The sequence below is a fragment of the bacterium genome, assembly GCA_035559435.1.
Taxonomy (GTDB): Bacteria; Zixibacteria; MSB-5A5; order WJJR01; family WJJR01; genus JACQFV01.
This window is the reverse complement of the sequence record DATMBC010000064.1, coordinates 1-13,676: the sequence shown is the minus strand read 5'-3', so window position 1 is coordinate 13,676 and position 13,676 is coordinate 1. Positions and strand designations below refer to the sequence as shown.

Below are 13,676 nucleotides of genomic sequence, written 5' to 3'. Positions count from 1 at the left end.
GGCGAGAATACTCCTGTAGTCGAACCGAATGCAACCGGGAAGTCATGGCAGTGCTAATGCGGAGTGAAATTGATGACATTCGTTCTACTCGTCACAAGATTCAGGCAAAATACCACCAAAACGGGTTGATTTAGGGCTTGTAATGACGATAAGAATACTCTGGTATCTGGTCGGTTACGCACAGTCGTCGCTTGGCGAATTTTGTTCAGAAAATCACTAAATCGGTTGACAGGTCGGGCGGGATGGGTATCTTGGGGTCGAGCGTTTGAAGCCGGCGGCGTCACGAACCGCAGGTGACTCTTCGAAATACAATCCCATCCGAACGGTGCTCCCTTTCGCGAGGAAAGGGCGGTAAACCGAGCGGGATGTTTTATTTCCTCCTACCCGTGTCGATTTGGCCGTCATCCATCGCCGCGACTGAGTGAAGTCGCAGTACCAACGAATTCACGAGCAGGCGTATCGGACCCAACTTCAGATTGGTCACATCGTGGGTGATCGACGGTTTGGTCCGGGAGTTTGCGGAAGTCTTGGTAAAGGTCACCGTCGCCGAGAGCGACTCGACAGACAGCCGGAATGGCCGATAACCGGAACATGGCGCCCCGAGGTGGGGGCGACATGGGACGGGGACGGCGGGCGACGGGAAACCTGACGAAGCTTCACATCTGAGTTCTGACTCAGGAGGACTTATTAAATGCACAAAAAACTCTTCATTGCAGTTCTGGCTCTCGCCTTGTTGCTGGCGACCACGCCGGTCTTCGCGTCGGACAGCCCGATCGAGGTCCCGGTCAAGGTCTACGGCAACGGGCTGAGCAAGGCCGCATTTACTCCGACACCCGAGGTCTCGGCCGACCCGTTGGTGACGGTGAACGGCGGACAGAACCGCACGGTACCGGGGACATTCTGCGACGGTTGGTGGCAGGGTGCCTACACGTACAGTGTCGGTGGCTGGTATGCGGGCAATGAGTTCTACGCCGCCTATCAGGATCCGTCGGATCCCGCCCGTTGGAACGGCACCTGTTCCAACTCGCCGTCCTTTGACGTCACGGCAACCAACGCGGTGTTTCGGTTTTCGGCCGGCCCGTTCCCAGCCACCTTTGCCTTCCAGCCGCTGGTCTTCGGCGTGTCCTCCACTGCGGAGTGCGCCATTGCCCCGGCCCCGGTGGCGGGCGGCATTCAGTGTTCTGGTCCGCTGTATAGCCTGACGTTTGGCGCCGCGGCCACCTATCTCTTCAACATGCCCTTCCCGGTCGAGTGCTGCGTGAGCGGGCCGTTCTTCGCCGGCTACTATGCTCCGACCGCGGGCGCGTTGCGTTTGGGCTGCGACGGCGGTTACGCCAGCCCGATGGGCGCCACGTGCGGCGTGTTTAACGATTACGGCACCGGCTGGGACGAATTGTCCAAGTACTTCACCTGGCCTTCTCCGGGACCGTACAACCTCGAGCACATCGTGTTCGCCGAGGGCTACACCCCGGACGATCCGGCAACGCATTGCACGCCAGGCACTTGCTCCTACGAATTCTGGTACACCTGCTCGTCGCCGACCAGCACGTGCGCCACGGATGGCGAAGCGCGCCGTTTCGTGGATGGCAACGACGATTGGTCGACTTACTTCCCGATTCCGTCGGGCTCTCACAGCGGCCGCACCAAGGCCGGCGTTCGCTTCCAAGCGGTTGGCGCCGACACCCTCAAGGAGATCCAGATTCTGCGGTACAATCCGGGCGCTCCGGGTGCCGACGATCTGCTGATCGAGGTGTGGTTGGGTGACGGGCCCCCGTCGCCTGAGTGCGGTCTGCCGACCCCGGGCACGCTGGTCTATTCGACTGTGGTGACGGGCGTTACGACCGTCTACCCGATGATGACGGTGGTTCCGCTGCCCGATCTGGTCTTCGGAACGCTTAACGGCGGACCGACGGTCGACTTCTTTGTAACCTGCGGCGTGGCCGCTGGTGACGGCACGGGCTTCCCGGCCGGTGATCCGGTGACGACGACCGGATGCCTCCCGGCTCCTGACGAAAGCCATTCGGTGCTCTTTTTCCCGAATTACGATGGGACACTTGGACCGAAGTGGCTCTACACCAGCGAGCGGAACTACTATTCCGGCACGCCGGGCGGCAATTTCGAGTTCGTGTGGGACGCTTTGATCTGCCGTGAAGTTCTGCCGGCAATCGAATCAAACTGCGCCTCGGCCGGACCGGACGAGTGGTCGCAGTTTGCCCATGATGCGCGGCAGACCTCGGCCTCGTCCATCAATGTGGGCGATCCCAATCAAGTCACGTTGTCCTGGACGCAGCCCCTGCCACGCGTGACCAACTTCACCAACCCGACGATTGCCAATGACATCGTCTACATCTCTTCCGACCAGGAAGTGCGCGCCTACAATCTGAACACAGGCGCCTTCATCGCCCAGTTGCAGGGCGCGCCGGAGATGGGTTCCTCGAACCGCGGCAACACCACCGTGGCCTATGTCAATGCCCTGGGCCGTGATGTCGTGTTTGCCACTGGCGGATCGTTCAACGCGATTTCGGCGTTGGAGACCAACTTGGAGGCCTCGCCGACGATCTGGTCGAAGAACCCGGGGAACACACCCCTGATCCATCAGAACCGCTTCAACACCTCCAAGGTCGTGGATATTGCCGGGACCTCGGTTCTGTTTGTCTGCACCGAGCCAGCGGCCGGCAACGGCGCGATCTACGCGTTCGACGCGGCCACCGGCGCCCTGTATCCGGGCTGGGCGACCAACCCCGTAATTCTGGACGCGGCGGCCAAGCATGGCCCGGCGGTCAACGGCGGTAAGTTGTACGTGGGCACGGCGATCGGCGGCTCGAACGTGGCCGGTTCGCTGTACCAGATCGATGCCGCAACCGGCACGATCGACTGGAACTTCGTGGGCATCCCGGGTGAAGGATGGCCGTCGGGTGTTTCGACCGAAGGCAACTTCGTCTATGGCGCCACGAAGGACGCCAACAACCTCGGCTATCGCTACAAGATCGACGTCTCCGGCGCGGTTCCGTCCGTGGTCTGGACAAACACGCAGGGTGTCGGCCTGTATGGCACGCCGACGATCGGCCGTGGGTTCGTGTACTTCCCGCTGGACAACCCCAGCTATGGCCTCTTGCAGGTTAGCAAGGACCTCGGTTTGGTGGCTCGCAACTTCGCGGCCGAAAACATCTGCGGCGTATCGGTTTACATGATTCCGCAGACGGTGACGCTGTCGTGCGATGCCTTCCTGTTCGCCGGCGATCGCAATGGCCGCTGGTGGTTGTTCAACGCCATGACGGGGTTGCCCGAGTGGTATCGCGAGTTCCCCTTCATTACCGGCGGAGAGATCGTCAATGGCACGTCTCTGGCGACCTCATCTCTGGGCGACAGCTACGCCGTGGTCGGCATCCGTCAGTTGTTCGGCCTGGGTGGACGTGTTTCGGCGTACAAGCTGAATGCCGGTCCCCGTCCGCGTTTGATCCAGTGCAAGACCGACGAGACGGTTGTCGTTCCGCTGGGCGCCGGCCCGGGGAATCCATACAGCGTGTCCGATGTTTTCATGAACATCGGCGACATGCCGTTGAATATCACCGCGTTGAACATCGTCGATCCGCTCCCGGATGGCATGGCTTCCGCTCGGCGCGACGCGATCAATTTCCGCACGGCAATCAATTCTGCCACAGCGGGATATGATGGCTACACCAACTACCTCACCACCGGCTTCACGAAAGCCCAGCGTCTGGCCGGGCTGACCGCCGACAAGGTCGACGGTGAATTCATGACCAGCGAAGTGGCGGCCATGGCGTCGAACGAGAGTCTGCTGTCGACCCGCAATGACGCGCGCTCGATGGCGGCGGGTGCCGCGATGATCCGTACCTCCAACGTGTTGGTTGGCGGCGCGCCGGTCCCAACGACGATCGCGCCGGCCGGCAGTGCGGGTCTGGACTGGACCTTTGACGGTACCGGTCTGGGGCGTGGCGCTGATGCCAATGACATTGAGCTGACCATGAACGATCCGGATTTCAACTTCGACGGATCGCCGGTGGCTACATTCCACATCCTTTATCAGGGCGGCTGCGTCTTTGCTGAGGACACGCTAACCTTCAACAATGACGGCAGTTACGAGACGGTCTTCAACCACGGCGCCCTCGGCGACGACGGCGGCGACGAGTGGTTGTTCGCTGCTGACGCCACTGGTCCGGGAGCCGACCTGTTTGACGGCACCCTGATTGTTGCCGGCGACTCCGTGGCGGGTGGGACGGCCCCGGACTACGGCGCCCAGATCTTTATGGACATGTTTGGCAACCAGGAGCGTTTCGTGCCGAACGTCGCCCCGACCTCGGGTGCCTGCGGCTTCGATAACGTCACCAACGTGGTCCTCGGCGCCTATCGCGACGGTGGCTGCCCGGGCACGCCGGTTGACATTCATGGGGAGAAGGTCATTGCCTCCTATTCCGACACCAACTTTGCCGCCACGCCGGGGACGCCGGGTGCCGCGATCGGTCTGGATATTGTGATGACCGAAGTGGGCGCCTACGATCCGCTGTATGGCGACTTCAAGTTGATCCGTTGGGAGATGACCAACCGTGATGCAGTCGCCAAGGGCCCGATCCATGCCGGCACCTTCTGCGACTGGGACGTCAACGCCGGGACCGACAACATGGGTATCGTCTCCGACGTGTTCAACGGCTATGCCATCTGGTCGCGTCCGGTGGGCACGATCGCTTATGGCTGGCTCAACCCGAACATGCCGTCGACGTACGCGGGTGTCGATCCGACGTTCGATTCTCCGCACAAGATCTGGATCCTGTCGAACCCGAACGACGTCTATGACCCGGCGCCGTGGGATATGGGCTCCGATTCCAAGTTGCAGACCGTCTGGTCGCAACTGGTGCATGGCGGTCCGCGGGAGATTCACAACCCCGCCACCAACGAGGACAAATCGGGCCTGCTGGTGAACAAGCCGTTCAGTCTCGGTCCGAACGGGTCCGCGGCGATCCATCAGGCGGTCTTTGGCGTTGATGCCTCCAGCAACGATCCGCTGGTCATCGAAGCCAATGCCGCCGACGTGGCCAAGCGTGCCGCCCGCTGGGCGGGCTTTGCGCGCGGCGACGTGAACGATGACGGCGTGGTCGACCTGGCCGACGTTTGCTGGCTCCAGGGTGGCAACTTTATCTATCCGGCTGCCTACTCCGGCGACGTGAACAACGACGGTCTGAACGACGGGGCCGACATCGCGAAGTTGCTCTCGTACGTGTCAGGCAATGCGGCCGATCGGCCGGTCGGCGCCTGGCGGTTCTAAAGGCATCAAGCGTTCCTTCGGGAACGCCGTTCGGCCAAGGGGAGGAAGGCTTCGGCCTTCCCCCCCTTCTTTTTGCCCATTTTTTGTGCAGCCCGTGAGCGGGAGCTTATAGCCGGGATGTGGCAATAAGGCTTAACTCAGACTATATCACACATCCCGGATGGTAAAGCATCGGAATTTTCTTGACAGATGCTGATGCTATCTTATCTTCTTTCCCGAGCGTTTGAAGCTGGCGGCGTCACGAACCGTCGGTGACTCTTCGAAAAACTATCCCATCCGAACGGTGCTCCCTTTCCGCGAGGGAAAGGCGCAAGAGCGACTGGGTTGTTTTATCTCCTCCTCCCGGTCGTTTTCAGCCTGATCCCATCGCCGCGACTGAGCCAAGTCGCAGAACCAACGAATTCACGAGCAGGCGTTTCGGGCCCAACTTCAGATTGATCACATCGTGGGTGATCGACGGTTTGGTCCGGGAGTCTGCGGAAGTCTTGGTAAAGGTCACCGTCGCCGAGAGCGACTCGACAGACAGCGGGAAAGGCCGAAAACCGGAACATGGCGTCCCTGAGGTGGGGGCGCTGTGGGGCGGACGGCGGCTGGCGGCAGGAAACCTGACGAAGCTTCACATCTGAGTTCTGACTCAGGAGGACTTATTAAATGCACAAAAAACTCTTCACTGCAGTTCTGGCTCTCGGACTGCTGTTGTTGACGTCTCCATCGGGATTTGCCCTTGACCATCCGGGTCAGCCGGGCGAGCCCCCGATCAAGGCGTTTGGCGGCAGCGGGAGCAAAACTGGCACACCGATCCTGGGCGCGTCGATTGCCGACCCGGTGGTGACGGTGAATGCGGGTCAAAACCGCACCGTCCCCGGGACGTTTTGCGACGGCCAGTATCAGGGTCCGCTGACCTACGGGATCAGCAACTGGTACTTCGGCAGCGAATTCTATGCCGGTTACCAGGACCCGCAGGATCCGGCGCGTTTTGGCGCGGTCTGTTCGAACAGCCCCTCGTTCGACGTGACGGCAGTCAACACGATCATCGGCAACACCGCCGGACCGTTCCCGTTTACGATCGTGATGCAGCCGCTGGTGTTCGCCGTGGCATCGCCTTCGGCGGACCCGATGTGCACGCAGGAGCCGGCGCCGGTGGCCGGTGGTGCGTTGTGCGCCGGCCCGTCCTACTCGATCACCTGGACGGGAAGCGGGTTCTTCCTTATCAACCTGCCGTTTACGATTGAGTGCTGCCAGAGCGGTCCGTACTACGCGGCGTGGTACTCTCCGACCTTTGGCTCCGGCACGATCCGTATCGGCACTGACGGCGGTTCGGGCGCCGGCCACCACGCCCCGGGCGCCAACTACTGTTCCCAGTGGAACGAGTATGGCTCGGGCTGGTTGGACATGGATCAGTTCTGGGAAGCCAACTTCGGCCCTGGGTTCGATCTGACGAACCTGACCTGGTCGGAAGGCTACACCCCGGACGATCCGGCGACGCATTGCACGCCGGGCAACTGCGCGACCGAGCTCTATTATGATCCGAACGCAGCGATCGACGCGGCCTTTGGGCTGCCGTCGGGCGTGGGCGGCGGGCGCGACATCCTCGGCGTGCGCCTCTCCGCGACCGGTCTGGACACCCTGAACGCGGTCACGTTTGCCATGAATGGCGGCTCGATCGCCGACAAGGCCGACCTCCTGTTGGGCATCTACGCGAACGATGGTCCGCCATCGCCCTGCGGCCTGCCCCGTCCGGCCTTCCCGGGCACTCTGCTGTATTCGGAAGTGATTCCGGAGGCGGCCTGGTCGCCCGGTTTCTTCAATACCTGGGCGCTGACGACTCCGTTTGTTTGGGGCACGCTCAACGGCGGCCCGGTGCAGCATGTGTTTGTGACGCTGCAGGTAGTTCCGGGAACCGGCACGACCAACGGCGTGCTGGGGTCGGGCCCGGTGACGGGTTGCGATCCGTCGTACTATCGTTCCATCGCCCGCTTCCAGCCGGCGTTGAACGAGTGGCGTTACATCGGCGAAGTGTCGGCGTCGCACCGCGAACTGCTCTTTGAGTTCGACATCTGCCGCGAGGAGTTGCCGGCGGTTGAAGTGGATTGCGGCGCGGGCGGACCGGACCAGTGGTCGCAGTTTGCCCATGATGCGCAGCAGACCTCGGCCTCGTCCATCAATGTGGGCGATCCGAACCAGGTGACGTTGTCCTGGACGCAGCCCCTGCCGCGCGTCTCCAACTTCACCAACCCGAGCGTTCACAACGACATCGTCTACATCTCCTCCGACCAGGAAGTGCGCGCCTACAATCTGAACACGGGCGCCTTCATCGCCCAGTTGCAGGGCGCGCCGGAGATGGGTTCCTCGAACCGCGGCAACACCACCGTGGCCTATGTCAATGCCCTGGGCCGTGATGTCGTGTTTGCCACCGGTGGATCATTCAACGCCGTTTCGGCGTTGGAGACCAACCTCGAGGCCTCGCCGACGATCTGGTCGAAGAACCCGGGGAACACCCCCCTGATCCACCAGAACCGCTTCAACACCTCGAAGGTGATTGACATCGCGGGAACCTCGGTTCTGATCGTTTGCACCGAGCCGGCGGCGGGCGCGGGCGCGATTTATGCGCTCGATGCGGCCACCGGCGCGTTGTATCCGGGCTGGGCGACCAATCCGGTGATGCTGGACGTGGGGGCCAAGCACGGTCCCGCGGTCAGCGGTGGCAAGTTGTATGTGGGCACGGCGATCGGCGGCTCGAACGTGGCCGGTTCGCTGTACCAGATCGATGCCGCAACCGGCGCGATCGACTGGAACTTTGTCGGGGTGCCGGGTGAGGGCTGGCCTTCGGGCGTCTCGGTGGAAGGCGACTTCCTCTACGGCGCGACCAAGGACGCCAACAACATCGGCTACCGTTACAAGATCGACAAGTCCGGCGTGGCGCCGTCCGTGGTGTGGACAAGCTCGCAGGGCACGGGCCTGTATGGCACGCCGACGATCGGCCGCAACTTCGTGTACTTCCCGCTGGACAACCCGAACTTCGGCATCCTGCAGGTGAACAAGGACCTCGGTCTGGCGGCGCGTAACTTCGCGGCCGAGAACCTCTGCGGCGTGTCGCTGTTCATGGTGCCGCAGATTGTCACGCTGTCGTGCGACGCGTACCTGTTCGCCGGCGACCGCAACGGCCGCTGGTGGTTGTTCAATGCCCAAGACGGCGGTATTGAGTGGTACCGTGAGTTCCCGTTCATTACCGGCGGCGAAATCATCAACGGTACTGCGCTGGCGACGTCTTCCCTGGGCGACAGCTACGCCGTGGTGGGCATCCGTCAGTTGCTTGGTCTGGGCGGCCGCATCTCCGCGTATCAGTTGAACGCCGGTTCGCGTCCGCGTCTGATCCAGTGCCTGCATGAGGTGACCGTCGAGGTGCCGCTCAACTCCGGCTCCGGCCTCACGCACAGCGAAGCCGATGTGTTCATGAACATCGGCGACCAGCCGCTGAACTTCACGGCGCTGAACATCGCCGATCCGCTTCCGGACGGCGTGGCGGCGACGATCGCCTCGCGCAATGCGCGCGACTTCCGCAACGGCGTACAGGCCGCCTCGGCGAACCTGGACGGCTACACCAGCTACGCGATCGACAATCCGACCAAGCGTCAGCGCCTGGCGGGTGTGACCAACGAGCTGGTGGACGGCGAGTGGTCGGCGACCGAGGCGCGCATGATCGCGGCCAACGAGGAGCTTCTCGCGTCCTCGTCGAGCCGTGACCGCGCGCGTTCGATGGCGGCCGGCGCCAACATCGTTCGCACGTCGAATGTCCTGATCAACGGCGCGCCCGTGCCGACCTCGCTGGCGGCGGGCAGCAACGCGGGTCTCGACTGGACCTACGACGGCACCGGACTGGGCCGCGGTCTCGATGACGAAATCCTCGAGATCGACATGGACGATCCGGACTTCAACTATGATGGCAGCCCGACGGCGTTTTTCACCATCCACTACGTCGGCGGCTGCGCGGATGCCAACAAGCGCCTGCTGTTCAACACGTCCGATTCCACCGTGGCCGGACACCACCTCGAGAACGTCTACAACACGGGCGGTCTGTCCGACCAGCATGGCGACGACCTGGTGTGGGACGGCGATCCGAACGATTCGGAGACCAACCTCTACGACGGCGGGTTCATCCTGATGGCGGACTCGCTGGCCGGACCGGCTCCGGACGGCGGCGCTCGTATCCATGCCGAGTTCTATGATCACACGGATCTGTTCGTGGCCAACCCGGCCCCGAGCACGGTCTGCGGGGTCGACAAGTTCGCCGATGTGCTTCTGGGCGCCTACCGTACCGGCGGCTGCCCCGGCACGCCGGTGGACATCCACGGCGAAATCCTGATCACCGGCTTCGCCGACACCAACACCGCCGCGACCGCCGGCACTCCGAAGGCCGCAGTCGGCACGAACATCGTCCTGACCGAGGTCGGCTCGTACGATCCTCTGTACGGCGATTTCAAGCTGATCCATGTGGCGATCGAGAACCGGGACGCGGTGGCCAAGAACATCAAGTTCGGCGAGTTCATGGACTGGGATGTCACGGCCGACTACAACACCAACGTCGGCGTGGCTTCACCGGCGCTGAACGGGTATTTCATCTGGGATCAGGCGGCTCCGGGCAACGCGTACGGCTTGTTGAGCGTGCGCCAGCCGTCGCTGTATGCGAGTGTCGATCCGACGGCCAATCCGCTGTTGGCGGCGCGCATTATCGACAACCCGTTGACCGTCTACCCCGGCCCGTTCACCAACGACCTGAACTTCCTGTACGGGTACGTCAACGCCCAGTCGGGCTTCACGATTGAAGTGGCCTCGCCGGCGGACAAATCTGCGCTGTCGGTGGAGAGCATCAGTCTGGCCCCGAGCGGCTCGGCGGAACACGCCATGGCCCTCTTTGGCATCGATGCCAGCTCGAACAACGCGGCGACGATCGAAGCCGGCGCGTTGGGTCTGGCCAAGCGCGCCGCCCGCTGGGCGGGTTACGCGCGCGGCGATGTCAACGATGACGGTCTGGTCGACCTCGCCGACGTCTGCTGGCTGCAGGGCGGCAACTACATCTATCCCGCCGCCTACTCGGGCGACGTGGACGCCGATGGCGACAACGACGCGGCGGATATCGCCAAGTTGCTCTCGTTTGTTTCGGGCAACGCGGGCGATCAGCCGGTCGGCGCCTGGCGGTTCTAGTTCGACGCGTTGCGCAAGCGACGCGATGGTTCGACAGCAAGGCGGATGGCGCAAGCCATCCGCCTTGTCTTTTTGCCGAGAGGGCCGGTGACGCGGGGCGGCGAATTGGGTATAATGCAAGACTTATGAGGCGCGATGAAGTCCATGAACGTGTGGCGCAGATTCGCCGTTTGCTGGATGATCTTTGGTTGCTCGACACCGTGCAGGCCGGGCCGGGGGCGGTGATTCTGGCCGGTCAGGTGCGGGTGCCGATTCCCGATTTCGAGATCACGGCCAACGGGCGGCTTCTGGCGGCCGGGTACAAGGATGCGGTGATCGAACCGGTGGCGTCGGTGACCGCGCCGTGGCGGGTGATGATCACGGTCCCGCTGACGCGCGCCGCCGAAGGGATCCCGTGGCTGAACATTGCGCTGTTTTGCGCGACGGTGGCGACCACGATCCTGGTGGGCGGGACGGCATTCGCGTTCTGGTTTCTGGCCATCCTGCTTTTCCATGAGTTCGGGCACTTTGTGCTGGCGCGCAGACACAGAATCGATGCGTCCTGGCCGTACTTCATTCCCGCGCCCAATATTCTCGGGACCTTCGGCGCTCTCATCCGCTTGCGCTCGCCAATCCGCGACCGGGTGGGGTTGTTCGACATGGCGGTGGCGGGACCGTTGGCGGGATTTGTCGTGGCGGTGATTGCGCTGGCGGTGGGGATGTCGATGTCGACGCTGGCTCCGCCGTCGGGCGGAGAGGGCATCTTCCTCGGGGATTCGCTGCTGTTCCGTCTGTTTTCGGCGATCTTCTTCCCCGGCATCGGCGATGAGCAAAACATCATGTTGCATCCGATCGCCTTTGCCGGGTGGGCGGGGCTATTGATCACGATGCTAAATCTGCTGCCGATCGGGCAGCTGGATGGCGGGCATATCGCGTATGCGATTTTTCGCCGCGGGCAACGGTGGCTGGCGCTGGTGACGATGGCGGCGCTGGCGGCGGCGTCGTTCTGGTGGCCGTGGTGGTTAATGTGGGTGGTGATCGGGTTTCTGGTGCGACCGGAGCATCCGCCAACGATGCATGATGATGTTCCCATCGGACGGACGCGCGTGATCCTTGGCATCGTCGCGCTGCTGATCTTTGTGGTCAGCTTCACACCGGTGCCGTTTCGTGTGACGCCCTAACGCAGCGGCTGCGTCGCAGGATGCGGCGTTCGCCGCAGGAATTGCGAAACGGACATGAATCAGACGAATAGAACGGGCCGAGCTGATTTCGGGAAGATGTTGTTGGGGCGCGGGTTGCGAGGAAGGCGCGGCACCGGCGCGGGATTGGCATGGCGGTTGATAGAATCGGTGTGGACCTGTAAGACTCTTCGTCGCAACACCGAGGGAGGTCGGAGTCGAGGGTGGAGTAGAGCTTCTCAGGGATGATTCCTGAAGCCAACGGATGGGCGCCTGGCAATCGACTCCGATCCCGAACACACAAGCGGTACTGCTCTCATAGGTGGGAAGGGGCAGTAGAAGTGAAGAGGGCCTCGAACGGGGACGAGGCCTTTTTCATTTGTAGAGCTTACCCGCGCGCCGCAAGCACCAGATCGGTGGATGATCGGGGTTCATAGGGGGAGCGGTTGATGCCGCCGTAGATGGCGATCTCGGTGAAGCCGGAGGCGTGCAGACAATCGACCATGCGATCACGATCCCAGCGCTGCCAGATATTGGTCACCAGTTCGAGCGGTTCCCGCTCCGAGTCGGCGATGGCGGTGAAGAACAAGCGGCGGTCATCGAGCGGGACGGCATATCGCAGATAGCGCCAGTCGCCGACGACGCGCCGGTTGATGAGGCGTTTGAGACCGAGGAAGAACGGCTCGAAGTTGAGGTTTTGAATCAGGATGTGTCCGCCCGGCTTGAGGGAGGCGCGCAGGCCATCGAGCGATTCGCGCATCGCCCTCTCCCCGTCCAGCCCGATGAAGGCGTTGCCCAGGACGAAAACCGCATCGAAACGGCGCGGGAAGATCGCGCCGGCCGACGGAAACGGCGCGCCGGCGAAGCGCCAGGACTTGCCGGCGGCGCGGGCGTTGTCGAGCGCCAGACGCAGCATTGATTCGGACAGATCTAGCCCGACCGGCTCCACACCGAGGCGATCCAGCGCAAACATCAATGCGCCGCCGCCGCAGCCGGCATCGAGGGCGGCGCGGACATTCCACTCCCGCACCCAGGGTTCGATCATCTGCGCGAGGCTGTCGATACGGCCGGGAAACCCGGTCATCGTGTTGTAGTGACGGGCCAGGAAGGTGGTCGAGTTCATTGCGCGGGGTCGCTCGGTGACAAGGTCAGGTCAGGCGGCTGGCCGGCGAATCGGCGGCTAAGCGCGTTTGGCTTCCAGCGCGAAGCGTCCGGGGCCGCGCGCGAGCAGATGCAACGACAGCAAAAGCAGGAGCGTGTCCTGCACCAACAAACCCCAGCCGGCCTTGCGTCCCGCCGAAGAAGTGGTAAAGCAGCCGCAGTCGATGCTGATGCCGCGGATCAGGGTGGCGGTGACGGCGATCAAGAAGATCACGAGCATGCCGCTAATGAGGAATGATGCGCCCTCGACTTTGGTGCCGAGGATCAACGCGGCGCCGGTGAGCAGCTCAAGCCAGGGCAAGAAGAGCGCGACGAGGTTGATGAGCGATCCGGGCAGGATGCGGTAGTTGCTCACCGCCTTGGCGAAGCCGTCGGGGTGCATGATCTTGTCGAGAGCGGCGTAGACAAAAACCGCGCCGACAATCAGGCGGAAGACCAGAGAGAGCCACTCATTTTTCAAAAGCGCGTTCATAAGTCTCCTCGCATGGGTCAGGCGCCGGGAGGCGGCGCGGCGGCGGTCTCCATCGGCATATTGTTCTCCTGCCATTTGAGCGCGCCGCCGTAGAAGATGGCGACATCGGTGTAGCCGCGGTCGCGCAGGAGCCGTGCCAGAAACAGCGAGAGTTCGCATTCCTCGCCGGAGCAGTAGGTGACGATCTTCTTGTCCCTGGGCAAACGCGGTTCCACGCCGGCCCAATAGTCGTCGAACATTTCAAACGGCAGCAGGACCGAGCCGGGGATGTGGCCCGCTTCGTAATCCTCCGGGTAGCGGGCATCGACGAAGATCACGTTGTCGCGGTCATCGTGGAGGGCCCGTGCCTGCGCGAAGGTGAGAAACGGCGGGTCATCGGGCGCGGCGGAGGCGGGGCGGATGA

Annotated in this window: 6 protein-coding genes; 3 read left to right on the top strand and 3 right to left on the bottom strand. The window is 62.8% G+C overall.

All coding sequences use genetic code 11. The features are described 5' to 3' along the window. Positions 1 to 691 precede the first annotated feature (691 nt). From VNN55_07570 to VNN55_07560, 3 genes are all read left to right on the top strand, one after another. Positions 692 to 5,281, top strand: coding sequence for a PQQ-binding-like beta-propeller repeat protein (locus VNN55_07570; GenBank protein ID HWO57408.1), 4,590 nt, complete (start codon positions 692 to 694; stop codon positions 5,279 to 5,281). Positions 5,282 to 5,932: 651 nt separating this feature from the next. After that, positions 5,933 to 10,483 (top strand): PQQ-binding-like beta-propeller repeat protein, encoded by a 4,551-nt coding sequence (locus VNN55_07565; GenBank protein ID HWO57407.1) that lies wholly within the window; start codon positions 5,933 to 5,935, stop codon positions 10,481 to 10,483. Between the two features lie 125 nt (positions 10,484 to 10,608). Then, a complete protein-coding gene (locus VNN55_07560; protein ID HWO57406.1) occupies positions 10,609 to 11,643 on the top strand; it encodes a site-2 protease family protein in 1,035 nt (344 codons plus the stop codon). Between the two features lie 385 nt (positions 11,644 to 12,028). Here VNN55_07560 and VNN55_07555 read toward each other — a convergent pair whose 3' ends face one another. The 3 genes from VNN55_07555 to VNN55_07545 all read right to left on the bottom strand — a co-directional run. Continuing rightward, positions 12,029 to 12,763 (bottom strand): class I SAM-dependent methyltransferase, encoded by a 735-nt coding sequence (locus VNN55_07555; protein HWO57405.1) that lies wholly within the window; start codon positions 12,761 to 12,763, stop codon positions 12,029 to 12,031. Positions 12,764 to 12,820: 57 nt separating this feature from the next. Then, the gene (locus tag VNN55_07550; protein ID HWO57404.1) at positions 12,821 to 13,273 is read right to left on the bottom strand and encodes a MauE/DoxX family redox-associated membrane protein; all 453 of its coding nucleotides are present in this window, start codon (positions 13,271 to 13,273) and stop codon (positions 12,821 to 12,823) included. A 17-nt stretch (positions 13,274 to 13,290) separates the two neighbouring features. Further along, a partial coding sequence (locus VNN55_07545; GenBank protein HWO57403.1) for a rhodanese-like domain-containing protein occupies positions 13,291 to 13,676 on the bottom strand: 386 nt, incomplete at its 5' end.